The sequence below is a fragment of the Vreelandella venusta genome (assembly GCF_044809155.1).
Taxonomy (GTDB): domain Bacteria; phylum Pseudomonadota; class Gammaproteobacteria; order Pseudomonadales; family Halomonadaceae; genus Vreelandella; species Vreelandella venusta_B.
Genome location: NZ_CP085241.1, coordinates 2,366,954 through 2,392,704, shown reverse-complemented (window position 1 = coordinate 2,392,704; position 25,751 = coordinate 2,366,954). Strand labels below are relative to the sequence as shown.

Genomic DNA, 25,751 nt, shown 5'->3' with positions numbered 1-25,751 from the left:
AACCCAACGAGGTCAACATGCCACGCCCGGAATTGCTTGAGCAGATTTACACTATTGTGGATCAGATTCCGGCAGGGCGGGTAACGACTTATGGGCGCGTTGCAGCAATGACAGAGGGCGCGACTCCGCGAATGGTGGGTACTGCCATGCGCCACTTACCTGATGGGCATCAGTTGCCCTGGCATCGGGTAATCGCCGCTTCGCGGAAGTTAGCTGACCATGGTGGCGCTGAGCGCCAGCATCAAAAGCTGCGCGATGAAGGCGTGGTATTTGATAGCAAAGGGCGGGTGCCCATGCATCTTGTCTGGCCTGATTGAACTATGTAACGTGCTTTACAAATAACGCCGCCCGAATGGGCGGCGTTATTGGTTTACTCTTCCAGATTAGCCCCAGACTTCCAGGACCAGTCGCGCCAGCGCAGATCAAACAGATCTTTGCGGCGGTCTTTTAGGTTGGTCACTGAGCCTTCAGCACGCACCACCGTCAGGCGCGTTAAATCAAGATCCGAGAAGAAGATCATTTCAGTATTAGGCGTGGTTTCTGCCAGCACCGCATCGTGGGGGAAGGCAAAGTCTGAGGGTGAGAATACCGCTGACTGTGCGTACTGGATATCCAGGTTTTCAATCGAGGGTAAGTTACCCACGCTACCGCATAGCACTACGTAGCATTCGTTTTCGATGGCGCGAGCTTGGGAGCAGTGGCGCACCCGCAGATAGCCGTTTTTCGTGTCCGTCCAGAAGGGCACAAACAGAATGTCCATGTCTTGGTCGGCTAACAGGCGCCCAAGTTCAGGGAACTCCACGTCGTAGCAGATTAAAATGCCCACGCGGCCTGCATCAGTGTCGAATACCTGTAAGTCGTCGCCACCTTCAATAACCCAGTCGCGGCGCTCTTGCGGGGTAATATGCAGTTTGGACTGTTTCTCAACGTCGCCATCTCGATGGAACAGGTAAGCGACATTGTAGAGCCGGTCATCCTCTCCCACCTCAATCATTGAGCCGCCTACAATATTAATGTTGTATGACACTGCCATCCGCGATAGCTCTGTTTTAAAGCGATCGGTAAAGCTTGCAAGAAAGCGAATTGCGCCCATTTGATCTTGCTGGGCGGCGCGGTCCTGTAAGCCCATTAGCGGGGCGTTGAACAGCTCCGGAAAGACAGCAAAATCACTTTGGTAATCGGAGAGCGCATCAACGAAATATTCAATTTGTTGCAGAGCGGCTTCGACGGAGGCGAATTCACGCATCTGCCACTGCACGGCACCTACGCGAACTTGCGTAGGCCGGGTGTCGAGCACGCTTTCGGCAGGCTCAAACAGGATGTTATTCCACTCAAGCAGCGTGGCGTAGCCACGGGACTGCTCATCTTCCGGCAAGTACTTGCGCAGCAGGCGTTTGACTTGAAAATCATTCGCTAGCTGAAAGGACAAAATAGGGTCGTAGATTTCTTTACGAGAGACTTTTTCGATGTACTGTGCGGGCGTAAGTTCTACCGCGTGTTGGTGATATTCAGGTATCCGCCCACCGGCTAAAATAGCGCGCAGGTTGAGTGACCGGCATAGCTCTTTGCGTGCTTCATATAAACGCCGCCCCAGACGGTAGCCGCGATAATCGGGGTGGATGAGCACATCCAACCCATACATGGCGTCGCCATCTTCATTGTTGAGGATGGTTTCACGATGGCCGATGAGGTCGTCATATTTATGCGGGTTGGAAAACTCGTCATAATCGACCTGTACGGTTAGCGCTACCCCCACCAACATTCCATCGTCCTCAATGGCAATTTGGCCATCGGGAAATTCCTGGACGAGCTTGTCAATGGTATGCTTGGGCCACGCGCCACCGATGTCGTGATACACCGCGTCCATCAGCGTTTTGAGCTGTTCGTAGTCATCGCTGTTGAGATTGCGAAGATTAAGATGCAGGTCTTCTAGGGACATGTATAAGGTTCCCGGCCGTCGAATGAAGTTAGCCTATTGTATCATTGCTGAGCGCTGCTCGTTTTATCTGCTGCCACCGAACGCACCAGCGGGCGCGTAAGTGTTTGCGCCATTATCACGCCAGCGAGAATGAGCAGCCCCCCTATAAAGTGGAAGCCAGCCACGCGTTCGCCTAAAAAAGCCATCGCAATCAGCGCACTAAAGAGCGGCATTAGGTTGATAAAAATGCTCGACTGGTTGGCGCCGATTTGCCGCACTGCGCGCATCCACAAAAAGGTGGTGATAATAGAGGCAGGAATACCCGCGTAGAGAATCAACCAAATATTGTGGCTATCGACCGGCGTCATTGGCCCCATTAAATAGGGGGGCAACAAGAACAGCACTGCAAAGCATACCTGGGCATAGAGCATCACCCAGGGGGGTAAGTTCATTGCCCAGCGTTTAAGCATTACGCCATACAGTGCGTAGCAGGTCGCTGCAACAACCATTAGCGCGTCACCGTAAGCGACCTGGAGCTGCAGCAGAGAAAGGGGGTTACCCCGGCCAAGCAGCACGGTTACCCCGATAAAGGCGAGCACACCGCCAGCAACACCCCCCAAGGTGGGCGGTTCGCGCAGAATGAGGGCGCTTAATAGGACGGTTAAGAGGGGCACCATGGCAGCAAGTATGCCCATGTTCGTTGCAGTGGTTGTTTCCGCCGCCACATAGGCAAGACCTTGCCATAACCCCATGCCTAATAGCCCTAACAGCGCGAGTTTGGGCCAGTTGCGATAGATCTCTTCGCGGTAGCGCAGCACTGCCGGTAATACAAACGGCGTCATGACCACCAGAGCCAGCAGCCAGCGTAAAAAAGCGATGCTGCTAGGCGCAATCGCACCGACGGTTAATTGGTTAATGGTCATGTTTCCTGACCAGATCAACACGGTGGCCAGCGGCGGCAAAAAATACATCAATGGCATAGCACGTTCCCTTATCGTTAGCCGGTTAATGTGACGTGCTTTGTTGTGAGGAGCAAGTGCTTTGCCATAATGGATGATGGTTACGCAAGCTGGCCAAAAGGGGGACAGATTAAGAGAGGTAAAGGGCTGTACCTCAGAGAGCGTATGTCATACGCTTGTTTGAATGTTCTTAACAATACAATGGAGTGCCGTGATGAACCAATCGCCCGCTTATCCTCATCTGTTTCGCCCGCTGACTCTCGGCCATTTAACGCTTCCCAATCGTGTGCTGATGGGGTCTATGCATACCAATTTGGAAGAAGCGCCCAATGGCTTTGAACGCTTGGCCGCGTTTTATGCAGAGCGTGCGCGTGCGGGCGTTAGCCTGATCGTTACCGGGGGGATTGCGCCTAATGCCGAAGGCGCGGTTTTCCAGGGCGCTAATGCGCTGACGGAAGAGTCTCAGGTACACGAGCATCGACGGGTGGTGGACGCGGTGCATGAGGCGGGCGGCCATCTCTGTATGCAGATACTTCACGCCGGCCGTTATGCCTACTCCCCGGAGCTAGTTGCGCCGTCAGCAATACAGGCGCCCATCAACCCGTTTACCCCGCGGGCGCTTTCAAGTGACGAAGTAGAGCAGCAAATCGCTGACTACGTGCGTTGCGCACAGCTTGCCCAGCAGGCGGGCTACGATGGCGTTGAGGTGATGGGTTCCGAAGGCTATCTGATCAATCAGTTTATTTGCCAGCGTACGAATCAGCGCGATGACGAATGGGGCGGGAGCTTCGAACAGCGTATCCGTTTTCCTGTAGAAATTGTTAAGCGTATTCGTGCCGCCGTGGGTGAGCGCTTTTTGCTGATTTTCCGCCTCTCGATGATTGACCTGGTGGAAGAGGGCAGCAAGTGGGAAGAGGTGGTGCAGCTAGGGCAAGCGATAGAAGCTGCTGGTGCTGACGTGATCAACACCGGCATTGGCTGGCATGAAGCGCGGGTCCCAACCATTGTTACCAGTGTTCCTCGCGCCGCTTTTACTGAAGTCACCAAGCGCATTAAAGCAGCGCTCTCGATTCCGCTGATTACTACCAACCGCATCAATATGCCAGAGGTTGCCGAGCGAGTGCTGGCGGAAGGCCACGCCGATATGGTTTCCATGGCACGTCCCTTCCTAGCGGACCCAGAGTGGGTACGCAAAGCCGAAGCCGGCTTGGCGGAAGAGATTAATACCTGCATCGCCTGTAATCAGGCATGTTTGGATCATACCTTTATGGGCAAGCTGACCTCTTGCCTGGTGAACCCCCGCGCCTGCCACGAAACGGAGTTGAGCCTTGACCCCGCGCAAACGCCTAAGCGGGTAGCGGTGGTAGGCGGTGGGCCGGCAGGCCTTGCGACCGCGGTCGCAGCGGCAAGTCGAGGGCATCACGTGGTGCTGTTTGAGCGTCGCAGCGAGCTAGGCGGGCAGTTTAACTATGCGCGTAAAATTCCCGGCAAAGAGGAATTCAACGAAACCCTACGTTACTTCCGCGTCATGTTGGAAAAGCATGCGGTAGAGGTGCGCTTAAACACAGCAGCCACCCCCGACAACCTGGCTGAGTTTGATGACGTGGTCATTGCCACCGGCGTGATGCCCAGAGAGCTGGCGCTTCCAGGGGCTGATCACCCCAGCGTGCTTAGCTACGCAGAAGCGATAGAGCAACCTGAACGGGTAGGCAAGCGTGTCGCGGTCATTGGCGCAGGTGGCATTGGGTTTGATGTATCGGAGTTATTAGCACATCAGGGGCACCCTTCACTGGATCTCGCTGACTGGTGCGATGAGTGGGGCGTCGACCTTGCCATGGGCGAGCGCGGCGGGTTGAAGGCGCCCATGCCGCCAGCCTCGCCGCGGGAAATCGTCATGCTGCAGCGCAAACGTTCGAAGCCGGGCAAAAATCTGGGTAAAACCACGGGCTGGGTGCACCGCGCATCATTAAAACAGCGAGGTGTTCAGACGCTGACCGGCTGCGAATATCTTAAAATTGATGATGCAGGCTTACATATCCGTCGCGAAGACGAGGAGCAGGTACTGGCGGTCGATACCATCGTCGTTTGTGCTGGCCAGGAGTCGGTGCGCGATTTAATTGCTCCCCTCACCCAGGCGGGTGGCCGCGTTCACGTGATTGGCGGCGCTGACGAAGCCGCCGAACTGGATGCTAAACGCGCCATTGACCAAGGCACGCGTCTTGCCGCTGCGCTTTAGCCAGGCACCGGCACGGATGACGTGACCGTTTAAATGGCGATAGACTGGTCAACTCATTTAGCTGTTAACCACGGTTAAATCTCAGGCGCGGGTGGCACCCAGCCCGCGCCGTACGACCGCGAGATAAAAAGGACTATCGCCATGCCCTCGGAGTGTACACCACGATTTTTGGCCAGTGATAATACGTCCGGAATTTGTCCGGAGGCCATGCAATATCTGCTAGAAGCTAATCAAGCCGATGACTTAGCCTACGGTAACGACCGCTGGACCGCTCGTGCTGCTGATCGTTTTCGTGAAATGTTCGACTATGATTGCGACGTGTTTTTTGTCTTCAATGGCACTGCCGCCAACTCATTGGCGCTCTCTGCGATGGGGCGTAGCTATCACAGCGTCATTTGCCATGAGCTGGCGCATATCGAAACTGACGAGTGCGGTGGGCCCGAGTTCTTTTCCAACGGAGCTAAGCTGCTAACCTCACCAGGGGCGAATGGCAAGTTAACGCCGCATGGTATCGAGGCGCTCGTCACCAAGCGTAGCGACATTCACTACCCCAAGCCCAAAGTGGTTTCGCTCACCCAGGCAACGGAAGTGGGCACGGTTTACTCCCGAGAAGAGCTGCTTGCCATTCGTGCCATGGCGGATAAACACGATCTGCGCCTACACATGGACGGCGCACGGTTCGCAAACGCTTGCGCCAGCCTCAATGCCAGCCCCGCTGAGTTAACCTGGCAGGTAGGTGTCGATGTGCTGTGCTTTTCAGGCACTAAAAATGGCCTCGCGTTTGGTGAGGCCATTCTATTCTTCAACCGTCATTTAGCGGAAGATTTTGCCTACCGCTGTAAGCAGGCAGGGCAGCTGGCGTCGAAAATGCGCTATGTTTCCGCGCCCTGGTTGGGGCTGTTGGAAAGCGGTGCCTGGTTAACCAATGCGCAACATGCAAATGCCATGGCACGCTATTTATCGGAAGGATTACAGGCGCTACCTGGGGTCTCACTGATGTTTCCGACCCAAGCGAACAGCGTCTTCGTTGAATTACCTCCCCATGCCATTGAAGCGTTGAAAGCCAAAGGGTGGACCTTCTACACCTTTATTGGCGCCGGTGGTGCGCGTTTTGTGTGTGCTTGGAACACCACTATCGAGCTGTTAGATCAGCTATTAGACGATGTGAAAGCGGTATTAGAGTAACGCCCACCGTGTTTTTTTGCCGTCGCGCCGCCTTATGGCGGCGTTTTTCTCCGTCTGGTGCCTGCTGTTTTTTTGAACAAATAAAGGTTGAGCGTCTTTCAACGCAACTAAACCTCTTTTGTCGTGCTCATAACGGTAACGCTGCTGCGTTGAAGGATTAGTAATTACTTTTTGCTAATGCTGACTACGCTGATAAAGCGACACCTCGTTTTGCACGCCGCGATAACGCTGTGTTTGCGCGGTAGATGCCTGGGGATGGGCTACAGGAGAGTTCAATGAGCATTTTTGATCACGTTCAAGACCGATTCGCCCGTGTGCAGCAGGAAGACATTAGCCTTGAGGAGTATTTGGCGCTTTGTCGCCGCGATCCTAAGGTGTATGCCAGTGCTTCTGAGCGCATGCTGGAAGCCATAGGCGAACCTGAAGTGATCGACACGGCGAAAGATCCGCGTCTGTCACGCATTTTTTCGAATAAGGTGATTCGCCGCTACCCTGCCTTTGCCGAATTTCACGGTATGGAAGAAGCGATTGAGCAAATTGTGGCCTACTTTCGCCATGCCGCCCAAGGGTTAGAAGAGCGCAAGCAAATTCTCTATCTGTTAGGGCCGGTCGGCGGCGGTAAATCGTCGTTGGCTGAGCGTTTGAAGCTACTAATGGAGCGCATTCCTTTTTATGCCATTAAAGGGTCGCCGGTGTATGAGTCGCCGCTAGGGCTTTTCTCTCCCGAGGAGGACGGCGAGCTACTGGAAAAAGAGTACGGTATCCCCCAGCGCTACCTGCGAAGCGTGATGTCGCCCTGGGCTGCTAAACGCCTCAAGGAAGCCGGCGGTGATATTTCCCAATTTAGGGTAGTGCGGCTTTACCCCTCGCGGCTGAACCAAATCGCAATTTCTAAAACGGAGCCAGGGGATGAAAACAATCAGGATATCTCCTCCTTGGTCGGTAAGGTGGATATCCGACAGCTAGAGCTGTACTCCCAAGATGACCCCGATGCCTACAGCTTCTCAGGTGGTTTATGCCGAGCCAACCAGGGGTTGATGGAGTTTGTGGAGATGTTTAAAGCACCGATTAAGGTGCTGCATCCGCTGTTAACCGCGACCCAAGAGGGGAACTACAATCCCACTGAAGGGATGGGAGCGATTCCCTTTGATGGGGTGATCTTAGCCCACTCGAATGAATCGGAGTGGCAGGCGTTTCGTAATAACCGCAACAACGAGGCATTCCTAGACCGGGTTTATATCGTCAAGGTGCCCTACTGCTTGCGGGTCTCCGAAGAAATCAAAATTTATCAAAAGCTGTTGGAGGACTCTTCCCTCAACGCAGCGCCCTGCGCGCCAGATACGCTACGTATGTTGGCGCAGTTCTCAGTGCTTTCACGGCTTAAGGTGCCAGAAAACTCCAGCATCTACTCAAAGATGCGCGTTTATGACGGCGAAAACCTGAAGGATACCGACCCCCGGGCTAAGTCAATCCAAGAGTATCGCGATGCGGCCGGTGTAGACGAGGGCATGCAGGGGCTATCGACCCGTTTTGCGTTCAAGATCCTCTCTAAGGTGTTTAACTTCGATAGTACCGAAGTCGCCGCTAACCCGGTGCATCTCCTCTATGTGCTGGAGCAGGCGCTGGAGCGTGAGCAGCTACCCTCCGAAGTGTTTGAGCGCTATATCGGTTTTATTAAGGAATTTTTGGCGCCCCGCTACGTTGATTTCATTGGCAAGGAGATCCAAACCGCCTACCTGGAGTCCTACAGCGAGTACGGCCAGAATATTTTCGACCGCTATGTCACCTACGCTGATTTTTGGATTCAGGATCAAGAGTACCGCGACCCCGAAACGGGCGAGCTGCTTAACCGCCAATCGCTGAACGAGGAGCTTGAGAAAATCGAGAAGCCGGCGGGGATTTCTAACCCGAAAGACTTCCGCCATGAGGTGGTTAACTTTGTGTTGCGTGCTAGGGCGCAAAATAACGGCATGAACCCCAGCTGGCAGTCTTATGAAAAACTAAAAGGTGTTATCGAGCATAAGATGTTTGCCAACACCGAAGAGCTGTTACCCGTTATTTCGTTTAATGCTAAAGCGTCGAAGTCGGATCAGAAGAAACACGAGGACTTTGTGGCACGCATGGTTGATCGTGGCTATACCGAGAAACAGGTTCGGCTGCTTTCCGAGTGGTACCTACGCGTGCGCAAGTCCCAGTAGCGGATAATCGGGAGGTCGTATGACCTACTTTATTGATCGCAGACCTAACGCGAAGCATAAAAGCGCGGTCAATCGACAGCGCTTCTTAGAACGTTACCGTAAGCACATTAAGCGTTCGGTGGAGGAGGCGGTGAACCGCCGTTCCATTACTGATATGGAGCGGGGAGAGAAAATATCTATACCCACTAAGGATATTTCTGAGCCGGTTTTTCAGCACGGCCCTGGCGGTGCGCGACATATCGTATCCCCGGGCAATAAGGAGTTCTTAGAAGGCGATAAAATCCGCCGCCCTAGTGGTCAGGGCGGTGGAGGTGGCGCAGGAGAGGGCGGTGCGTCTAATCAGGGTGAGGGCGATGATGAGTTCGCCTTTACGCTGAGCCGGGAGGAGTTTTTAGAGTTTGTCTTTGACGGTTTAGAGTTGCCGCATTTGCAACGTAAGCCGTTGAAGTCACTCGAAGAGATAAAAATGGTGCGTGCAGGGCTGGCGCGTGATGGCGTACCGTCGAGAATTAGTATTACGCGATCAATGCGCGAAGCGTACGCACGTCGTATTGCTATGCGCGCTCCCATCAAGCGTGCATTGAAAGAGGCGCAGGAGGCGCTTGCCGCAGAAGAGCGTAAAGATCCCGTGTTGCGCAATCCGGCGCGGATCACGGAACTCAAAGCAGAAATAGAGCGGTTGGAAAAACGTATTGAAGGGGTGCCGTTTATCGACACCTATGATTTGCGCTACCACCAGCTGGCCGCACAGCCCCAGCCTTCAAGTCAGGCGGTGATGTTCTGTGTCATGGATGTCTCGGGCTCTATGACCCAGAACCATAAGGACATTGCTAAACGGTTTTTTTTGTTACTCTATCTATTTTTAGAGAAACATTACGAAAAGGTCGAGCTGGTATTTGTGCGCCACCATACCGCAGCCAGGGAAGTAAGTGAGGAGGAGTTTTTCTACTCCCGGGAAACCGGTGGCACTATCGTCTCCAGCGCACTGAACCTGGTCAATAAAATCATCGAGCAGCGCTACCCCGTCGGGCAGTGGAACCTCTATGTCGCCCAGGCTTCGGATGGAGATAACTGGGATGATGACTCAAATATTTGCCGGGACTTACTGGTCAAACAGCTCATGCCACAGCTGCAGTACTTCGCCTATGTCGAAATCACCCCTCACGATCATCAGTCACTTTGGCACGAGTATGAAGCGGTGGCTGAGCAATTTTCTGAGCGGTTCGCCATGCGACAGATTGTCGATGCGGGGGACATCTACCCTGTCTTCCGTGAGCTGTTTAAGCGCCGCTTAAGCCAGGAGCGGTAACGCGAGTTAAGGAGTGCGCTATGAGTGTAACCCGCAAGCCAATAGCGACCGGTTCAGACTGGAATTTTAGCGTGTTAGAGCGCTTTGATGAGGAGCTTGCCAGGCTCGCTGATGAGTATCGTCTGGATACCTATCCCAATCAAATAGAGGTAATTACCACTGAGCAGATGATGGATGCCTACGCCAGCGTTGGTATGCCGGTGGGCTACCATCACTGGTCGTTTGGTAAGCAGTTTCTTGCCGTTGAGCAGGCCTACAAGCGTGGTCAGATGGGGCTTGCTTATGAGCTGGTAATTAATTCGAACCCCTGTATCGCGTATTTAATGGAAGAGAATACCTTGATGATGCAGGTGTTGGTTATCGCCCATGCCTGCTATGGGCATAACTCTTTCTTTAAAGGTAATTACCTGTTTCGTGCCTGGACCGATGCGGACTCCATCGTTGATTATCTGGTGTTTGCCCGTAAGTACATTGCGCAGTGCGAGGAGCGCCACGGGGTTCATGCGGTTGAGCAATTATTAGATGCCTGCCACGCGCTACAAAATTATGGCGTTGACCGTTACAAGCGACCCTCGCCTATTTCTGCGGAAGAAGAAGCCAAGCGGCAAGAAGAGCGCGAAACGTATCTGCAAACCCAGGTCAACATGCTGTGGCGCACTATCCCTGAACCGCCAAACGGTGTCGCTCCGCTGCCGGGTAGCCTACAAAGCGATGATGACCCGCTAGGGCTGCATGATGGGGGCTGCTATCCGCCCGAGCCGCAGGAGAATCTGCTCTATTTTATCGAGAAAAACGCGCCACTATTAGCGCCTTGGCAGCGTGAAATTGTGCGTATTGTGCGTAAATTAGCGCAATACTTCTATCCGCAGCGGCAAACCCAGGTGATGAACGAAGGCTGGGCTTGCTTCTGGCACTACACGTTAATGAATCGGCTCTATGACGAAGGTAAGGTAAACGAGGGGCTGATGCTGGAGTTTTTACAATCCCATGCAGCTGTGATCAATCAGCCAGGCTTTGATAGCCCTCATTACAGTGGCCTGAATCCCTATGCGCTGGGTTTTGCGATTTTTATGGATATCAAGCGTATCTGCGAGGCTCCCACCGAGGAAGATAAAGAGTGGTTTCCTGAGATCGCTGGCAGCCAATGGCGAGATACCCTTGAATTTGCAATGCGCAACTTTAAAGATGAATCGTTTATTCAGCAGTTTCTGTCGCCTAAGGTCATGCGGGATCTTAAGCTTTTTTTGATTGTGGACGATGACCAATCAGAAACGATGGAGGTCGCAGCGATTCATAATGACCGGGGATACAAGCGGGTGCGCAACGCACTTTCAAGCCAATACGCGCTTTCGCTACGCGAGCCGAATATTCAGGTCGTAGAAGCCGCGATTCGGGGCGACCGTTCGTTAACGTTGCATCACGTTCAGGATAGTCGACGTCCTTTAGGTCGCAGCGTTTATCCGGTGATACGCCATTTGCAGCAGCTATGGGGATTTCCAGTCCAGTTGGTTTCAATAGAGGAAGGGAGAGTTACCCATCGTTTCCGCTGGCCGGTAGAGGAGGAAAGTAAAAACGCGGGCTAGCATGTCCAATTTGTTTGCCTGTAAAAACATTACCCCGCGGCAAGCGCGGGGTAATGGTTAACGGCGTCAGCTAAGCAGCTAAGTGTTATGCTTTAGCAGTCCAAGACTGACACCAGCCTTTAGGCTCGACGCTGTTTTGTGGGAAAAGCTGGCAACCTTGGTTGTTCTCTGTGTAGAACATGCAGTTATCGCAAACTTCGCCATCCTCGTAAGCTGGGTGATCGCTTGCTTCGCTTGCGACTTCGACGTAGTTAAGTGCCTGCGCCGTTGGCGAAGAAGGGTCTAAGCGGGGCAGCTCCTGTGCAAAAGCAGTTTTCGACAGGATGCCGGCACCAAACGGCAGGGCAGCTAGGCCAAGCACGCTGTTACGCATGAACTTACGACGGCTTTGATTAGCCATGGTGTCTCCTTATCGTCACGGACTGACGTTTGATCATAGTTAGCGGGTGGTGGTTCCACCTCTTTAACGCTCCAACACATAATACGCATACGTAGTATATGGAGGCATCAAGAACATGCTAGCGCATGCTCGAAATTAGTGCGAATAACCTTATAAAAGCGCGACAATTAGTCACGTTGTTTGGTCATGCTTTGCCCTGACCGGTTGGCTGGTATACTCAACAGCCTGTTACTGTGCAATTTTTATACTCTTTGTGAGGGTGCTATGCAAAACGCCGTTATTTTAATTAATACCGAAAAAGGCCAAGTAAAAGCTGTTGCTGAACGGTTGGCCGATGTAGAAGGCATTAGCGAAGTGTACTCCACCTGTGGCCGCTACGACTTGGTGGCGATTGCTCGAACACGGGATTTTGAAAGCTTGGCAGAGCTGGTAACCGAGCGTCTTAACGCAGTCGAAGGTGTCAGTGATACAGAAACGCTCAATGCGATGCAGGTACATTCACGCCATGATTTAGAGACGATGTTTTCGCTGGGTTGGTAGCTTCATATAGGTTAAACACTCAAATAAGCGCTTGCAGGCACGCTAAAAGATAAATACGCAGGGGAGTGGGGCTGTTGGGGACATCATTTTTGCGCTGGCGCCGGCAGGGCCGCCGTCTGGGCATCGCCGTGCTGTTTGTAGTAGTGGGTACCGGCTTATGGGAGTACCAGGAACGCCAGCATAAAGATGCTTATACATGGATGGGCGTGCCTACTTGGGATGGTTTTCACCCCACAACGTTTCATCGTGTATTGCGCAATGAGGGGTTTTTGGTCGGATGGTCAGATGTGCGGGTAAACCCTTTGTGGGTAAGCTACCAGGTGGCTGCGGTGCCAGAGGATACGCGGATTGGTTCAAGGCCCAACTTTCAAGCCGATTGGAGAACGTTGTGGCCAGTTAATACCAACAGCTACGCAGGCAGCGGCTACGATAGAGGACACTTGGCGCCTAACTATGCCATTGCTGCTGTACATGGCCGTAACGCCCAGGTGGATACGTTCTTAATGAGCAATATGACTCCCCAGCAGCCTAATTTAAATCGTCAGCTTTGGCAGCGTCTTGAAGAGTCTGTGATGGATCACTTTGCTCCGCGTTTTGATCGCCTGCAGATTATCACGGGGCCGGTATTTCCCGAGCGCTTCATGGACAACGTATTTAATCGCGTTGGTTTCGTGGAAGTGCCTGAAGCCTTTTATAAAATTATTGTTGCACCCCATGATGAGGCGCCGCTTGCGCTGGCATTTATTATGCCCCAGGACGTAAGAGGCAATGAGCCGCTTGAGGATTATCTGGTCACCATAGATGATATTGAGGCGCGGACTGGGCTTAACTTTTTTCCAGATTTAACGGTAGAGCTAGAGTCCGTGCTAGAAGGAGAGTTACGTACTCAAGGGTGGGCCTTAGAGGAAGTCTCTCGCCGACCGGGGCGCTTTCAGTAGCTTGTAAATGGGCGGGCGCTTGTCGGGTAGGTAGTGGCGTAAGATGAATCACTTCGACAAGCCACGCCTGCCTTTGAAAAGCGATGTATCAAGCTATGCGGATGGCATGCAGGCGCCGCAAATATAGTGTGAAAATAAAAGCATGCGGGATTTAGGCGCCAGTTAGCGCAATAAGAAAACAAAAATATAACGCTTCTCAGTAGAGCGCTTTTGCAGTCTCAATAAATTTTGGAAGTAATACGGTAAGAGTTACTGATGTTAAGGGGAACTATTATGGGGAGAGTTGCTTAATATGGTGCCCAGGAGAGGACTTGAACCTCCACGTCCATACGGACACTAGCACCTGAAGCTAGCGCGTCTACCAATTCCGCCACCTGGGCACATCATTCACAGCATATATCAAGCACGGTTACTTATATTCGCATGGTGCCCAGGAGAGGACTTGAACCTCCACGTCCATACGGACACTAGCACCTGAAGCTAGCGCGTCTACCAATTCCGCCACCTGGGCGAATATAAGCTTCATACCTATGCTACTTGCGTTTGCACCTAACCATATTATGAAAAGGGGATAACATAATATGATGTGGTGCCCAGAAGAGGACTTGAACCTCCACGTCCATACGGACACTAGCACCTGAAGCTAGCGCGTCTACCAATTCCGCCATCTGGGCAAGTGGCGCGTATGATACCGGGGTCGCCGCTAAATGCAAGCCCCGCCGGACGTTTTTTGTGCCTCAAAACCCACATTTACGATGCTAGGTGGTTGGGTGATTGAACATGCAGCGCTATACTGCATGCATGACCAAACAAAACATGAATTTATTCAGCTTTCTGGACATTACACCAGCCGCTGAACCAGTTAGTAAAAAGCTAGCTAAATGTCCCCGCCCGCAGCACTGTTTCGCTGCGCCTATTATTCGCCTCCCGCTGCCGCCACTAAGGATGTTGATCGCATGAAGTATTGGACGTTGAGTGATGATCCGCACGCTGAGCGCGAGGCGCAAAAGTATGATAATCCTGCGCCTAGCCGCGAATACTTGTTAGCTGCTTTGGAAAGCTACGGCAAGCCGATCACCCATGAGAACATGAGTCGGATGCTCGGTATTGAAGACGAAGACCATTTGGAGGCTGTGCGTAGACGCATGGCGGCCATGGAGCGCGATGGTCAAGTATTGCGCGATCGTCGCGGTGCCTATGCGCTCATCGATAAGCTTGATTTAATTAAGGGTAAGGTGCTGGGTCATCGTGATGGCTTTGGCTTTATTCTTCGCGATGATGGTAAAAAGCCTGACCTTGTGCTGCCCCCACGGCAGATGCGTCGGGTATTCCACGGTGACCACGTGTTGGTTCGTGTGAGCGGACGTGATCGCCGCGGGAGGGATGAAGCAACGATTGCCGATGTCATTGCGCGCAATACTCAAACGATTGTAGGCGTATATCGCAGCAATTCGCCGGAATTTGGTGTGCTAATTCCTGAGAATCCGCGCATCACGCAAGAGGTGATTATTCCCCATACGGCCAGCGGGGGCGCTAAAGATGGCCAGGTAATATCTGCCAAAATTGTCAAGCAGCCAGAAACGCGCGTTCAGCCGGTCGGCGAAGTAATTGAGGTGTTGGGTGAGCGTATGGACCCCGGCATGGAAATTGATATTGCGATTCGCAGCTACGATATTCCGGCGGAGTTTCCGCCTGAAGTGTTAGACCAAACGAGCGGCATTTCCGCCGAAGTGCTAGAAGAGGATAAGCAGCATCGGGTAGACCTGCGCGATATACCGCTGGTCACCATTGACGATGAGTCTGCCAAAGATTTTGACGACGCAGTCTGCGCATGGAAAACCAAATCAGGCAGTTGGAAGCTCTTGGTCGCGATTGCGGATGTTTCTCACTATGTGCGCCCGGGGACTGCGCTTGATGACGAGGCCCGTACGCGAGGTAACTCAGTCTATTTCCCCGGCCAGGTAGTCCCGATGCTGCCTGAGTTGCTCTCTAACGGGCTGTGTTCGCTCAACCCTCATGTAGACCGCTTGGTGATGGTTTGTGAGATGAACATCTCCAAAACCGGCGCGATTAGTCGCTACTCCTTCTATGAAGCGGTAATGAAGTCTCACGCTCGCCTTACCTATAACAAGGTAGCGGCAATGCTTGATAATGAGAGCGAAGAGGGGGAGACGCTGCGCAATGAACACAAGGCGCTTGTGAAGCCCCTGCAGAATTTGCATGAGCTATACGGCCTGTTACGCGCCGCTCGGGAAGAGCGTGGAGCCATTGATTTCGATACCACTGAAACGGCGATTATCTTCAACGATGAGCGCAAGATCGAAAAAATCGTGCCGCGTACCCGTAACGATGCCCATAAGCTCATCGAAGAGTGCATGCTGGCCGCTAACGTGGCTACCGCTCGTTTCTTAGACAAGCACGACTTGCCCGCGCTTTATCGTATCCACGAGCGGCCTACGCCCGAGCGCCTTGATAAGCTGCGTCTTTTCTTAAGCGAGCTGGGGCTGTCCGTGGGTGGAGGCGATATGCCTACCCCTCAGGACTATCAGGCGCTGCGGGAAGTGATTATTGACCGCCCTGATGCTGACATCATCCAAACGGTGATGTTGCGCTCGATGAATCAAGCCGTTTATTCGCCCCAAAATGAAGGTCACTTTGGTTTGGCGTATCAGGCGTACGCCCACTTTACCTCGCCGATTCGCCGCTATCCGGACCTGTTGGTACACCGGGCTATTCGCTCAGTGATTCGTGGTCCTCGCCAGACCAACACTGTGGTGCGAGTAGAGGGCGCGCCGGTGGAGCCGCCGAGCAAGTGGTGCCCTTACACTTTCGAGCAAATGCTGGAGCTAGGTGAGCACTGCTCGATGACTGAGCGCCGGGCGGATGAAGCAACCCGCGATGTTGAGAGCTGGCTCAAGTGTGAGTTTATGTCCGATAAGCTGGGTGAAACGTTTGATGGCACTATTGCCTCGGTAACCCAGTTTGGCTTATTCGTTCGCCTGGATGATTTCTACGTGGAAGGGTTAATCCACGTGACGTCGCTGCCCTCTGACTACTACCACTACGAGGCCGAAAAGCATCGCCTCAAAGGCGAGCGCACGGGTACCACCTACCGTCTCGGTGACGGCTTGACCGTTCAGGTGGCTCGCGTCGATATGGACGACCGTAAAATTGACTTTGGTTTGGCTGACGAGAAGCCCCGCCCCCGCCGCCAGCCGCGTAAGCGTCGTGGTGAAAGCGGTGGCCCAAAAGCGGCAGCAGCGACGGATAAACAGCCCACCCGTCGCGGCCCTCGCCGCACACGCAATAATTCGCGTAAACCATCACAAAGTAAGGATTAAGCATGAAATCGGCGTCGTCTCGACGTAGTCCACGCACTGCCATTCGCACGCCGGATGGTTTAGATCACGTGTATGGCATCCATGCCTTGGAAAGTTTGCTGGAGCGGGGTGAGGCGCCGCGCGAATTATGGGTGCAGCAAGGGGCAGGCAGCCGTCTAAAAGAAGTGGTTGCGAGTGCCCAAGCCAGCGGTGCTCGCGTTAAAGAGCAGTCCCGTGATGTGCTTGATCAGCTCACCCAAGGCGCTGCCCACCAGGGCGTTGTGGCGTTTTGTCCTCCGCTGGTTCCCGAAGGGGAGGAGTCGCTGTGGCTAAAGCTGCGCGCATGGCAGGCAGCTTCACCGCCGCTGTTACTGGTGCTGGATGGCGTTACCGATGTGCATAACTTCGGTGCTTGTCTGCGTAGCGCGGATGCGGCAGGTGCGCATGGTGTCATTGTGGCCAAAGATAAGGCCGCGCCGCTCAACGCAACGGTAAGAAAAGTCGCCTGTGGGGCAGCAGAGGTTGTCCCAGTGTACCAAGTGACCAATCTGGCGCGCACGTTGGCAAAACTCAAAGATGCCGGCGTATGGATTACCGGGACCGCTGGAGAGGCTGATGCCAGTGTCTTTGAGATCGATATGACCGGGCCAACAGCACTTGTTATGGGGGCTGAAGGGAAGGGCATGCGCCGCCTAACGCGAGAAGCCTGCGATAATTTAGCCAAGCTGCCTATGGCAGGGCAAGTCTCCAGTCTGAACGTGTCAGTCGCCACGGGTATCTGTTTGTTTGAGGCTGTTCGGCAACGACAGCTTGCAAGTTAACTACCTGCCCACTAAAATGCTTGCGCCCGTTTATCTATAAGCGGGCGCAAGGTATTGGCTAATAACCAGTACAAAACACAGTTCTGCTTGATGTCCTGGCACCCATTGCTGTTTGCGGTAAGCCACGGGCATTTCAGTTAACTCCTTGCTTCCCTGTCGTCTGCGCGTTTGCGTGAGCACACCGGAAGCTGTCAAACCGCAAGGAGATTCCATGCGTCATTACGAAATCGTGTTTATGGTCCATCCGGATCAGAGCGAGCAAGTGCCGGCTATGGTCGAGCGCTACACCAGCATCGTTACCGAAAATGCGGGTACTGTGCATCGCTTAGAAGATTGGGGCCGTCGTCACTTGGCTTACCCAATCAACAAGATCCACAAAGCCCACTACGTGCTGATGAACGTTGAATGCACCGGTGAGACGCTCGACGAGATCGAGAATATTTTCCGTTTCAACGATGCCATCATCCGCAGCCTGGTTGTTCGCTGCAAAGAAGCCGTCACTGAAGCTTCCCCGATGATGAAACCGGCAGAAGAAAAGCGTCCGCGTCGCGAAGAAAAGCCGCGCGAAGAAGCTGAAGAAACTGCCTGATTCTATCCACTGCACGTTTTAAGGAGCTAGTCCATGGCACGTTTTTTCCGTCGCCGTAAGTTTTGCCGCTTCACTGCTGAAGGCGTCAAGCAGATCGACTACAAAGATCTCGACACGCTGAAGGCTTACATCACCGAAACCGGCAAGATCGTTCCGAGCCGTATTACCGGCACCAAAGCACGCTATCAGCGTCAGCTAGCGACTGCTATTAAGCGTTCGCGTTATCTGGCACTGCTGCCCTACTCCGATAGCCACCAGTAAGCGTTTAACGTGATGCTGGCACTAGCACGATGGCTGATGCGTGGCACCCCCTACGCAGCAGGCGGGGCAGCGCTAGCAACGCTAGTACCTTGGCTGTTCTGGTTAGGAGCAGCCATTGCAGCGTTAATGACGCTACGCAAAGGCTTCGCGCCTGCGCTACCCGTTATTATTGCAGCCGCTTTACCGGCAGGCTTTTGGTGGGCACAGGGTGATGTTATTCCGCTAGCTAGCCTATTACTGGTTACGCTAATGGCCGTTATCTTGCGTGAAAGGATGCGCTGGAGCGAAGCGTTAATCGTGGGGGCAATAGCCGCCGCGGTTATGGTTCAGCTTGGTATCTTTAGTCCACCAGGTGGCACCCAGCTGATGCTGGAGCAGTTACGAGAGGGTTCGGATGAAGTCGATCGTATGCTCACAGAATTTGCAAACCAAGGGTACGACACTCAAACGCTTGCCAGGATAGTGGTGGGTGGAGTGACTGGCTTGGTGGTGCTTCTAGCAGGTATTGCGTGTTTAGCGCTTGCGCGAAGTTGGCAAGCTGGGCTTTATAACCCAGGTGGCTTTCGCGAAGAGTTTCATGCGCTACGCCTAACCCCCAAAGAGCTATCTATTTTAGTCGTGCTTGGCGTAGTGGGATTGATGCTAGGTGCGCATGCGTTAGCAATGTTGGGCTGGATTCCGCTATTGGTTGCTGGTGTTGCGTTAGTGCACGGGTTTATTGGATTAAAGGGGATGAACGGGCTGTGGCTGGTAGCATTTTATGTGCTGCTGATCACGACCTGGCCCACGATTCTCATTGTGCTGCTGTTGGGGCTGATTGATACATTCGCGAACGTTCGCGCACGCCTTGCCCGCAGCAATTGACAAGAGGTTTACGAGATGGAAGTCATTCTGCTCGATAATATTGGTAAGTTGGGCGGCCTGGGTGACAAGGTCACTGTAAAGCCAGGCTATGGCCGTAACTATTTGGTTCCTTACGGCTTAGCCGTACCGGCAACCAAAGAGAACGTAGAAGCGTTCAACGCGCAGCGTGCTGAGCTTGAAGCCCAAGCCGCTGAGCGTAAAGCAGAAGCTGAAGCACGCGCTGAGCAGCTTAACGACATCGAACTGTCGTTGGTTTCTAAAGCTGGTGACGAAGGCAAGCTGTTCGGTTCTATTGGTCCTCGCGATCTGGCTGATGCTATTTCCTCTGCTGGTATTGATGTTGCCAAGAGCGAAGTGCGTATGCCGCAAGGCCCGATTCGTCAAACGGGCGAATACGACATCGCGCTGCACCTGCATGCAGATGTAGACGCTGTTGTGCGCGTGGTTGTTGTCGCAGAGTAAACACTCTTCGCAACGCTGACGCCTCAAAGGGCGCGGGAATTCCCGCGCCCTTTGTTTTTTATAGCTAATAGTTGTTTTGTATAGTCAATGGGTCTGCCTGCTTGTGTTTAGGCGCTGGTCAAAAGCGCGTGTACAGATTAAGTGCGCATTTTTGAACGTCGCTTAGCGTTAATATCTCGCTGATGATGTGGGCGGGGTTGCGTTAAAATAAGCATCGTTGTTGGCTACGTTTTTTGTCAAGGAGCTCGCTATGCAAGACCAGCCTTCTGCCGATCAGGAAACGGCAGCGCTTAAGCTGCCACCGCATTCGTTAGAGGCGGAGCAGTCGGTATTAGGCGGGCTAATGTTGGACAACCAAGCTTGGGATAACGTCTCAGAGCGTTTGGTAGCCGACGACTTTTATCGCTACGAGCACCGCCTTGTATTTAACGTTATGATTCATTTGGCGGAGTCGGGCCAGCCTTTAGATGTGATAACGCTTTCTGAAGCGCTGGAAGCCAGAGATCAGCTCGACACGGTGGGTGGGCTAGCGTTCCTGGCTGAGCTTGCTCGCAATACCCCCTCAGCCAGCAATATTCGTGCATATGCAGACATTGTTCGCGAGCGAGCAACGCTGCGTAAGCTTATCCGCGCGGCGAATCAAATAGCCGATGGGGCTTTCTCTCCCCAGGGGCGGCCAGCGGATGAGCTGCTAAACGAGGCGGAGCGGCTGGTATTCCAGATTGCTGAAGAGCGCCCGAAGACCGGCGGCCCTATCGGTATGAGCGAGCTGCTTACAAAAGCCGTCGACCGTATTGATGAGCTGTTTAATCTCAAAGGCGAAATGACCGGGCTGTCCAGCGGGTTTCGCGATCTCGATGAGATGACCTCTGGCTTGCAGCCCTCAGACCTGGTGATTATTGCTGGCCGGCCCTCCATGGGCAAAACGACGTTCGCCATGAATTTGGTAGAGCATGCGGTCATTTCCAGCGATAAGCCAGTCATGGTGTTCTCCATGGAGATGCCCGCTGAATCACTCATGCTGCGTATGCTGTCATCGCTGGGTCGGATCGACCAAACACGTGTTCGGTCAGGGCAGCTGGAAGACGAAGATTGGCCGCGCCTAACCTCCGCTGTGAATTTGCTGAAAGATAAGCAGCTGTTTATTGACGATACCGCCGCGCTCTCACCGAATGAGATGCGCTCGCGCCTGCGCCGCGTGGTGCGTGAACACGGCAATATGGCGCTGATCATGATTGACTATCTGCAGTTGATGCAGATCCCGGGCTTCTCTGAAAACCGCACCGGTGAGATCTCTGAAATTTCCCGCTCGCTTAAAGGGTTAGCAAAAGAGTTTCAGTGCCCGGTTGTGGCGCTTTCGCAGCTTAACCGCTCGCTAGAGCAGCGCCCCAATAAGCGGCCGGTGATGTCGGATTTAAGGGAATCAGGCGCGATAGAACAGGATGCAGACGTCATTGCGTTTGTTTACCGGGATGAGGTGTATAACCCGGATAATCCGGATAATCAGGGTATCGCGGAGTTGATTATTGGTAAGCAGCGTAACGGGCCGATTGGTACGGTGCATATGGCCTTTATTGGTAAATACACCCGGTTTGAAGATTTAGCGCCCGATAGTTATGGCGAAGCATTTGGGGATTAATGCGCGTTGTGTTCATGTACCTGGGTAATTAACTTGTTTGCAGCAGGGCAGATCGTATAATGCCCACCCCTTTCGAAGCAGATAGACAGGAGTAGAAAATGGCAGGTGGTTTTAGACGTGGTAACCGAAAGCGTCTTCCTAAGCTGGAAGGCCGAGGGGAGCTGCAGTCGCTAGAGCGCGAAGGGCCATTTAAGGAGTGGCTGGGGATGCCGGATCTTTACCGCTACTTCCTGGTGGTCGAAGGTGAGAAATACAGTTACCAGACAGAAGATAGCGAGTTGCCAGTGGCGGTAGGGGACAAGGTGGTTTTCCGGTATAAGGAAACCAAAGGCGGTAACTGGATTGACCGCAACTCGCTGGGTAAGGCGATCGACCCCTCTGAATATCAATAATTGAACGTATAAGTTGACGTTTTGGTCAGGAACTCTTTTGTGATGTTGTCGTCTTAGGCAGTTAGTGCCAAGGTAATATTACTGTCATGGGTTTGCGGGATGCTGTGCCCATGACAACGACTAATAACAGGAGGGAACCATGGAGCTGAAAGAACTTAAGCAGTTCGTCGCCAATCACGATAACTTTGAAATTCGTGTTATCACCCACTCTGGCAGCCGCTTCTATCAAGTGGAGCTAGAGGATGTTGAAGGCGAGCGTCATATGCTGACTCAGCGGGGGAAACCCATGCTGTTTCGTGCGCTAGACGATGTCTATTTGGAGTTAAAGCGAACCGGTATTCATCGTGCCTACCTGGTGCAGCATGTGCCGCAAGATGAGGTCATTGGGCGCGACGCCCATTACAGCGCGCCGCTAACCTCGCGTATGCCGCTAGTGTTCTGATTTTAAAAGCTTGTTTTTAAAAGCGTGATTTTAAACAGGAGATTTCAAAAACGTCATCACCATAGCTTAATCGCGAGAAGATAATTTCGCCTGACGTTTTTCCCACCACTGCCCTAGTCGGATACGGCGCCGGGCAAAAAAACGATAGCCTGCATTCATAACGCTGTGCAGGCCCGGTAAGCAAGAGAGCCTTACCAGCCGCCGGTAACCTAAAACAGCATAAAGGGCCCGGCTGGCATCCATACCGATAAACCATCGTCCCTGACTATCTTTTAAATGCAGTTGCCCCATCATGGCCTCAAAGCTGCGTCCCGCCTCTTCAGAATTAAACTCACTGCTTTGAATATCAACAAGCTTTACGCGCTCTTGATGGCGATGTTTAGCAAGCCAGGCGACTTCAACCCGACAAAAAGGACAGTGGCCATCATGATAGAGCGTAACTGGAGCGCGTGCCTCTAGTGTAGCGAAGCGGTTCATGAGCGATTCTCCTGTGTTGCGTACCCTTGGGTGTGGGCAGCTTGGCCATAGCCTGTTTGGGTGGGTAACTGAGTGAGAAACTGCTCCGCTTGCTGGCGAATTGCCGCTCGCTTTTCCTCTTTCATGCGTGAAAGCGACCCATAAATAAGCTTCATACGCGGATTGCGGTTCAGCTGCTCAGCATTGGTTTCCAGAAAGTGCCAGTACAAACTATTAAACGGGCATGCCTTCGGGCCGGTCATCGCTTTGGGGGAGTAGCGGCAGTGTTGGCAATGGTCGGACATTTTGTCGATATACTTACCAGAAGCGCAGTAGGGTTTGGACCCCATTAGTCCGCCGTCCGCGTGAAGCACCATGCCTAGCGTATTGGGTAGCTCTACCCACTCGCACGCATCGGCATAAACAGCCAAGTACCAGTCGCAGAGCGCTTCCGGCTTTACGCCGCACAGCAGCGCAAAATTGCCGGTTACCATTAAGCGCTGAATATGGTGGGCATAGCTGTTATCGATAGTCATTTGTATGGCGCGTTGAAGGCAGCGCATATCGGTATTGGCGTCCCAGTAAAAGGCAGGAAGATCACGTTTTGCGCCTAAACCGTTTTGCTGCTTGTAAGCGGGCATTTTTGTCCAGTAAAGACCACGAACATACTCTCGCCAACCCAGTATTTGGCGGATAAACCCTTCTACCGCATTAATGGGTGCTTTGCCTTGATAGTATTGCTGCTCGGCTGCTTCACATACTTCATGAGGTGTAAGTAACCCAATATTGAGCGCCGCTGATAGCCGCGAGTGATACAAGAATGGTTCGGCATCGCTAATGGCATCCTGGTAACGGCCAAAATCGGCTAGCCCATGGTCGATAAAGTGGTGTAAATCAACCAGCGCTTGGCGGCGGGTAACAGGTAAATTGAACGTTTCCAGCGTTCCTATATGGTCATTAAAATAGCGTTTGGCATCGTCGAGCGCTTGCCGGGTTATCTCATCCTGGCTGTGTTGAGGTAGCGCTGGAAAGCTAAGCGTTGCGCTCATCGGTTCACGATTATCGTGGTCAAAATTCCACTTGCCACCTGCTGGCGCATCACCTTCCATCAACAGGCCAGTGCGTTTGCGCTGCTCACGGTAAAAGTACTCCAAGCGCAGCTGCTTGCGGCCTTCTGCCCAGCGAGCAAACTCCTCCGGCGTAGTGAAGTAGCGATCATCTTCCAGCAGCTTCCACGGCAGGGCAGCGCTCTCTCGCTGCTGCATATTGTTCCAGAGTCGCCACTCGCCGGGGCGGGCGACCCTTATTTCATCGCAGCCATGATGCTTGGCAATTCGTTCGGCTTCGCTGACAAGCGACTGGGTATTGTCGGCATCATCAATTCGGCTGTAATGAACGTTAAAGCCTTTCTCGCTTAGGGTGTGGGCAAAGTGACGCATGGCGGCCATAAAGAGGCCAATTTTGTGTATATGATGGGGGACATAGCGCGCTTCATCGGTGACTTCGCACATGGCGATGATGGCGTTAGAAGGCGCATCTTTCAGCGTAGTGAGCGACAGCGAGAGCTGATCGCCCAGGACCAGGAGTAACGGCTTGGACATAGGTTTGCCTACAGTTATACAAATAATGTTAATAGTATAACTTTATGTCGCAGCTTTGCTGGAAAGTGTTACTATTTTAGCCATTAAAAGTAGTCTCTTAGGAGTAGATGTATGACCGACAGTGTTGTGAAGGATCAGCCAGGAGAGGGCCGCTTAGCCCATGCGCCAAGCGACCACCCTGCGGTTCCCCGAGCTAAGGTGGGCGTGGTGTTGGCAAATCTTGGTACGCCAGATGCCACCGACTACTGGTCAATGCGTCGCTACTTGAATGAGTTCTTGTCTGATAAGCGGGTAGTGGATTATGCCGGTTGGAAATGGCAGCCGCTGCTTCAGCTAATCATTTTGACGAAACGCCCCTTTTCTTCCGGCAATGCTTATAAAAGTATTTGGAACACGGATAAAAATGAAAGCCCACTGCTGACGACGACTCGTGCACAAACGGAAAAAATGACCGAGCGACTTAAGGCGCTTTACGGCGATGATGTGGAAGTCGATTTTTGCATGCGTTATGGCAATCCTTCCACAGAGAGTGTGCTCAATAAGATGAAGGAAAAAGGCTGTGAGCGTATCGTCTTTTTCCCGCTTTACCCCCAGTACGGTTCGCCCACCACGGCCACGGCGAATGACCAGGCCTTCCGTACCCTGATGAAAATGAAGTGGCAGCCGTATATTCGCACGGTGCCCGCTTATTTTGAGCATCCAGCTTACATTCAAGCGCTGGCAAACTCTGTACAAGAGGCTTATGACAGCCTCGAGAGCCGTCCCACCAAGCTGGTAGCAAGCTACCACGGGGTGCCTGAACGCTACCTGATGGAGGGAGATCCTTACCACTGCCAGTGTCAAAAAACGACGCGTCTAATGCGTGAAAAGCTTGGTTTTACGAAAGAGGAAGTGGATACCGCGTTTCAGTCACAGTTTGGCCCTGAAAAGTGGGTCGGGCCACAAACGGTCGACCACGTGGCTGAGCTAGCTAAGCAGGGGCACAAGCACATTGCGATTATGTCGCCCGCTTTTTCCTCTGACTGTGTAGAAACACTAGAAGAGATCAAAGAAGAGATTCATGATAGCTTCATGGAAGCTGGCGGTGAAACCTTCAGCTATATTCCCTGCTTAAACGACAGGGATGATCATATAGATGCGCTGCTAGCGGTGGTCAATAACGAGCTATCGGGCTGGCTATAACAAGTGGCTTATCGGCCTCGTGTTTTTAATAGCTGACGGCGGCGGTTGTTAATGCCACCAGGACGTTTGGGGCGAGCGGGTTTTGCCACTCGACTCTGCCCCACGTCTTCATCTAGCAGTTCAGGCAATGAGCCGCGTGTGCTGGTAATAAAGCGGAGATGCATGTGTAGTCCTGTTTTTGCCAGCATATGGCCCGTTACAGGCGCCGTTAAAAACAGAAACAGGGTGATAAGCAGTTCCTGCACATGGGGTTCATGTTGAGTCGTCGTAAAGTAAATCATTGATGCAATTAACACACAGCCAATACCTAGGGTGGTGCCTTTGGTGGGACTATGTAGGCGCATAAAGAAATCTTTAAATTGCAACATTCCTAGTGAGCCTGTAAAGGCAAATAGCCCGCCAAAAATAAGCAGCAGTGACACCAGTGCTTCCACTACCAATGCCATAGTAGCCTCC

General features: G+C 52.9%; 24 protein-coding genes and 3 tRNA genes. 18 read left to right on the top strand and 9 right to left on the bottom strand.

Translation table 11 applies throughout. From position 1 onward, the window contains the following. Positions 1–17: 17 nt before the first annotated feature. Positions 18–317: an MGMT family protein gene (locus tag LG301_RS11195; protein WP_404471235.1), complete on the top strand. Its 300-nt coding sequence runs from the start codon at positions 18–20 to the stop codon at positions 315–317. A 53-nt stretch (positions 318–370) separates the two neighbouring features. Here the strand turns inward: LG301_RS11195 and LG301_RS11190 are convergent, their stop codons facing one another. Both LG301_RS11190 and LG301_RS11185 read right to left on the bottom strand, forming a co-directional pair. Next, positions 371–1,939, bottom strand: coding sequence for a GNAT family N-acetyltransferase (locus LG301_RS11190; RefSeq protein ID WP_404471234.1), 1,569 nt, complete (start codon positions 1,937–1,939; stop codon positions 371–373). Between the two features lie 41 nt (positions 1,940–1,980). Further along, positions 1,981–2,898: a DMT family transporter gene (locus LG301_RS11185; protein ID WP_404471233.1), complete on the bottom strand. Its 918-nt coding sequence runs from the start codon at positions 2,896–2,898 to the stop codon at positions 1,981–1,983. 193 nt (positions 2,899–3,091) lie between these two features. Here LG301_RS11185 and LG301_RS11180 point away from each other — a divergent pair, with 193 nt between their 5' ends. The 5 genes from LG301_RS11180 (at position 3,092) to LG301_RS11160 (ending at position 11,388) form a co-directional block, all read left to right on the top strand. Then, positions 3,092–5,113, top strand: a complete 2,022-nt coding sequence (locus LG301_RS11180) for an FAD-dependent oxidoreductase (RefSeq protein WP_404471232.1) — start codon at positions 3,092–3,094, stop codon at positions 5,111–5,113. 141 nt (positions 5,114–5,254) lie between these two features. Next, a complete protein-coding gene (locus LG301_RS11175) occupies positions 5,255–6,298 on the top strand; it encodes a threonine aldolase family protein (RefSeq protein WP_404471231.1) in 1,044 nt (347 codons plus the stop codon). Positions 6,299–6,573: 275 nt separating this feature from the next. Further along, positions 6,574–8,496 (top strand): PrkA family serine protein kinase, encoded by a 1,923-nt coding sequence (locus tag LG301_RS11170; RefSeq protein ID WP_263067977.1) that lies wholly within the window; start codon positions 6,574–6,576, stop codon positions 8,494–8,496. A gap of 19 nt (positions 8,497–8,515) precedes the next feature. Beyond that, positions 8,516–9,805 carry a YeaH/YhbH family protein gene (locus LG301_RS11165; RefSeq protein ID WP_404471229.1) on the top strand — a complete coding sequence of 430 codons (1,290 nt, stop codon included), beginning with the start codon at positions 8,516–8,518 and terminating at the stop codon, positions 9,803–9,805. A 20-nt stretch (positions 9,806–9,825) separates the two neighbouring features. Beyond that, positions 9,826–11,388: a SpoVR family protein gene (locus LG301_RS11160; protein WP_404471228.1), complete on the top strand. Its 1,563-nt coding sequence runs from the start codon at positions 9,826–9,828 to the stop codon at positions 11,386–11,388. An 85-nt stretch (positions 11,389–11,473) separates the two neighbouring features. On the opposite strand, the gene LG301_RS11155 is transcribed toward LG301_RS11160, so the two are convergent. Then, complete coding sequence (locus tag LG301_RS11155) at positions 11,474–11,788, bottom strand: high-potential iron-sulfur protein (protein WP_404471226.1); 315 nt, start codon at positions 11,786–11,788, stop codon at positions 11,474–11,476. A 264-nt stretch (positions 11,789–12,052) separates the two neighbouring features. On the opposite strand from LG301_RS11155, the gene LG301_RS11150 reads away from it, so the two are divergent. Both LG301_RS11150 and LG301_RS11145 read left to right on the top strand, forming a co-directional pair. Next, positions 12,053–12,328: an Lrp/AsnC family transcriptional regulator gene (locus tag LG301_RS11150; protein ID WP_114486176.1), complete on the top strand. Its 276-nt coding sequence runs from the start codon at positions 12,053–12,055 to the stop codon at positions 12,326–12,328. 89 nt (positions 12,329–12,417) lie between these two features. Further along, on the top strand, positions 12,418–13,266 hold the full coding sequence (locus tag LG301_RS11145) for a DNA/RNA non-specific endonuclease (RefSeq protein WP_404471225.1): 849 nt from the start codon (positions 12,418–12,420) through the stop codon (positions 13,264–13,266). Between the two features lie 293 nt (positions 13,267–13,559). On the opposite strand, the gene LG301_RS11140 is transcribed toward LG301_RS11145, so the two are convergent. From LG301_RS11140 to LG301_RS11130, 3 genes are all read right to left on the bottom strand, one after another. Then, positions 13,560–13,646, bottom strand: a tRNA-Leu gene (locus LG301_RS11140). Positions 13,647–13,690: 44 nt separating this feature from the next. Next, positions 13,691–13,777 (bottom strand) — tRNA-Leu (locus tag LG301_RS11135). 76 nt (positions 13,778–13,853) lie between these two features. Then, positions 13,854–13,940 (bottom strand) — tRNA-Leu (locus tag LG301_RS11130). A 282-nt stretch (positions 13,941–14,222) separates the two neighbouring features. On the opposite strand from LG301_RS11130, the gene rnr reads away from it, so the two are divergent. The 9 genes from rnr to LG301_RS11085 all read left to right on the top strand — a co-directional run bounded on the left by rnr (position 14,223) and on the right by LG301_RS11085 (position 22,056). Beyond that, positions 14,223–16,607 (top strand): ribonuclease R, encoded by a 2,385-nt coding sequence (rnr, locus tag LG301_RS11125; RefSeq protein WP_404475239.1) that lies wholly within the window; start codon positions 14,223–14,225, stop codon positions 16,605–16,607. A gap of 2 nt (positions 16,608–16,609) precedes the next feature. Then, positions 16,610–17,407, top strand: coding sequence for a 23S rRNA (guanosine(2251)-2'-O)-methyltransferase RlmB (gene rlmB / locus LG301_RS11120; protein ID WP_404471224.1), 798 nt, complete (start codon positions 16,610–16,612; stop codon positions 17,405–17,407). Between the two features lie 211 nt (positions 17,408–17,618). Further along, complete coding sequence (gene rpsF / locus LG301_RS11115; protein ID WP_263067987.1) at positions 17,619–17,996, top strand: 30S ribosomal protein S6; 378 nt, start codon at positions 17,619–17,621, stop codon at positions 17,994–17,996. Between the two features lie 33 nt (positions 17,997–18,029). Then, on the top strand, positions 18,030–18,257 hold the full coding sequence (gene rpsR / locus LG301_RS11110; RefSeq protein WP_009097135.1) for a 30S ribosomal protein S18: 228 nt from the start codon (positions 18,030–18,032) through the stop codon (positions 18,255–18,257). Between the two features lie 12 nt (positions 18,258–18,269). Further along, positions 18,270–19,121 carry a hypothetical protein gene (locus tag LG301_RS11105; protein ID WP_404475237.1) on the top strand — a complete coding sequence of 284 codons (852 nt, stop codon included), beginning with the start codon at positions 18,270–18,272 and terminating at the stop codon, positions 19,119–19,121. A gap of 15 nt (positions 19,122–19,136) precedes the next feature. Continuing rightward, entirely contained in the window at positions 19,137–19,583 is a 447-nt protein-coding gene (gene rplI, locus LG301_RS11100) for a 50S ribosomal protein L9 (protein ID WP_263067991.1), read from the top strand. A gap of 250 nt (positions 19,584–19,833) precedes the next feature. Continuing rightward, complete coding sequence (dnaB, locus tag LG301_RS11095) at positions 19,834–21,222, top strand: replicative DNA helicase (protein WP_179928343.1); 1,389 nt, start codon at positions 19,834–19,836, stop codon at positions 21,220–21,222. Between the two features lie 98 nt (positions 21,223–21,320). Next, the gene (locus LG301_RS11090) at positions 21,321–21,614 is read left to right on the top strand and encodes a hypothetical protein (RefSeq protein ID WP_263067993.1); all 294 of its coding nucleotides are present in this window, start codon (positions 21,321–21,323) and stop codon (positions 21,612–21,614) included. Between the two features lie 139 nt (positions 21,615–21,753). After that, positions 21,754–22,056, top strand: coding sequence for a DUF6482 family protein (locus LG301_RS11085; RefSeq protein ID WP_263067995.1), 303 nt, complete (start codon positions 21,754–21,756; stop codon positions 22,054–22,056). 66 nt (positions 22,057–22,122) lie between these two features. Here LG301_RS11085 and LG301_RS11080 read toward each other — a convergent pair whose 3' ends face one another. Together LG301_RS11080 and LG301_RS11075 are read right to left on the bottom strand one after the other, a co-directional pair. Then, the gene (locus LG301_RS11080) at positions 22,123–22,533 is read right to left on the bottom strand and encodes a thiol-disulfide oxidoreductase DCC family protein (protein ID WP_404471223.1); all 411 of its coding nucleotides are present in this window, start codon (positions 22,531–22,533) and stop codon (positions 22,123–22,125) included. Beyond that, positions 22,530–24,113 (bottom strand): cryptochrome/photolyase family protein, encoded by a 1,584-nt coding sequence (locus tag LG301_RS11075; RefSeq protein ID WP_404471222.1) that lies wholly within the window; start codon positions 24,111–24,113, stop codon positions 22,530–22,532. Before LG301_RS11075 ends, LG301_RS11080 begins: the two co-directional genes overlap by 4 nt. 111 nt (positions 24,114–24,224) lie before the next feature. On the opposite strand from LG301_RS11075, the gene hemH reads away from it, so the two are divergent. Beyond that, positions 24,225–25,295 (top strand): ferrochelatase, encoded by a 1,071-nt coding sequence (gene hemH / locus LG301_RS11070; RefSeq protein WP_404471221.1) that lies wholly within the window; start codon positions 24,225–24,227, stop codon positions 25,293–25,295. A gap of 8 nt (positions 25,296–25,303) precedes the next feature. Here hemH and LG301_RS11065 read toward each other — a convergent pair whose 3' ends face one another. Then, positions 25,304–25,741 (bottom strand): Na+/H+ antiporter subunit G, encoded by a 438-nt coding sequence (locus LG301_RS11065; RefSeq protein WP_404471220.1) that lies wholly within the window; start codon positions 25,739–25,741, stop codon positions 25,304–25,306. Positions 25,742–25,751 lie beyond the last annotated feature (10 nt).

Excerpts from the sequence above, each read along its gene's own strand:
- LG301_RS11195 (WP_404471235.1), top strand. The coding sequence starts at position 18 with ATGCCACGCCCGGAATTGCTTGAGCAGATTTACACTATTGTGGATCAG.
- LG301_RS11190 (WP_404471234.1), bottom strand. The coding sequence starts at position 1,939 with ATGTCCCTAGAAGACCTGCATCTTAATCTTCGCAATCTCAACAGCGAT.
- LG301_RS11185 (WP_404471233.1), bottom strand. The coding sequence starts at position 2,898 with ATGCCATTGATGTATTTTTTGCCGCCGCTGGCCACCGTGTTGATCTGG.
- LG301_RS11180 (WP_404471232.1), top strand. The coding sequence starts at position 3,092 with ATGAACCAATCGCCCGCTTATCCTCATCTGTTTCGCCCGCTGACTCTC.
- LG301_RS11175 (WP_404471231.1), top strand. The coding sequence starts at position 5,255 with ATGCCCTCGGAGTGTACACCACGATTTTTGGCCAGTGATAATACGTCC.
- LG301_RS11170 (WP_263067977.1), top strand. The coding sequence starts at position 6,574 with ATGAGCATTTTTGATCACGTTCAAGACCGATTCGCCCGTGTGCAGCAG.
- LG301_RS11165 (WP_404471229.1), top strand. The coding sequence starts at position 8,516 with ATGACCTACTTTATTGATCGCAGACCTAACGCGAAGCATAAAAGCGCG.
- LG301_RS11160 (WP_404471228.1), top strand. The coding sequence starts at position 9,826 with ATGAGTGTAACCCGCAAGCCAATAGCGACCGGTTCAGACTGGAATTTT.
- LG301_RS11155 (WP_404471226.1), bottom strand. The coding sequence starts at position 11,788 with ATGGCTAATCAAAGCCGTCGTAAGTTCATGCGTAACAGCGTGCTTGGC.
- LG301_RS11150 (WP_114486176.1), top strand. The coding sequence starts at position 12,053 with ATGCAAAACGCCGTTATTTTAATTAATACCGAAAAAGGCCAAGTAAAA.
- rnr (WP_404475239.1), top strand. The coding sequence starts at position 14,223 with ATGAAGTATTGGACGTTGAGTGATGATCCGCACGCTGAGCGCGAGGCG.
- rlmB (WP_404471224.1), top strand. The coding sequence starts at position 16,610 with ATGAAATCGGCGTCGTCTCGACGTAGTCCACGCACTGCCATTCGCACG.
- rpsF (WP_263067987.1), top strand. The coding sequence starts at position 17,619 with ATGCGTCATTACGAAATCGTGTTTATGGTCCATCCGGATCAGAGCGAG.
- rpsR (WP_009097135.1), top strand. The coding sequence starts at position 18,030 with ATGGCACGTTTTTTCCGTCGCCGTAAGTTTTGCCGCTTCACTGCTGAA.
- LG301_RS11105 (WP_404475237.1), top strand. The coding sequence starts at position 18,270 with ATGCTGGCACTAGCACGATGGCTGATGCGTGGCACCCCCTACGCAGCA.
- rplI (WP_263067991.1), top strand. The coding sequence starts at position 19,137 with ATGGAAGTCATTCTGCTCGATAATATTGGTAAGTTGGGCGGCCTGGGT.
- dnaB (WP_179928343.1), top strand. The coding sequence starts at position 19,834 with ATGCAAGACCAGCCTTCTGCCGATCAGGAAACGGCAGCGCTTAAGCTG.
- LG301_RS11090 (WP_263067993.1), top strand. The coding sequence starts at position 21,321 with ATGGCAGGTGGTTTTAGACGTGGTAACCGAAAGCGTCTTCCTAAGCTG.
- LG301_RS11085 (WP_263067995.1), top strand. The coding sequence starts at position 21,754 with ATGGAGCTGAAAGAACTTAAGCAGTTCGTCGCCAATCACGATAACTTT.
- LG301_RS11080 (WP_404471223.1), bottom strand. The coding sequence starts at position 22,533 with ATGAACCGCTTCGCTACACTAGAGGCACGCGCTCCAGTTACGCTCTAT.
- LG301_RS11075 (WP_404471222.1), bottom strand. The coding sequence starts at position 24,113 with ATGTCCAAGCCGTTACTCCTGGTCCTGGGCGATCAGCTCTCGCTGTCG.
- hemH (WP_404471221.1), top strand. The coding sequence starts at position 24,225 with ATGACCGACAGTGTTGTGAAGGATCAGCCAGGAGAGGGCCGCTTAGCC.
- LG301_RS11065 (WP_404471220.1), bottom strand. The coding sequence starts at position 25,741 with ATGGCATTGGTAGTGGAAGCACTGGTGTCACTGCTGCTTATTTTTGGC.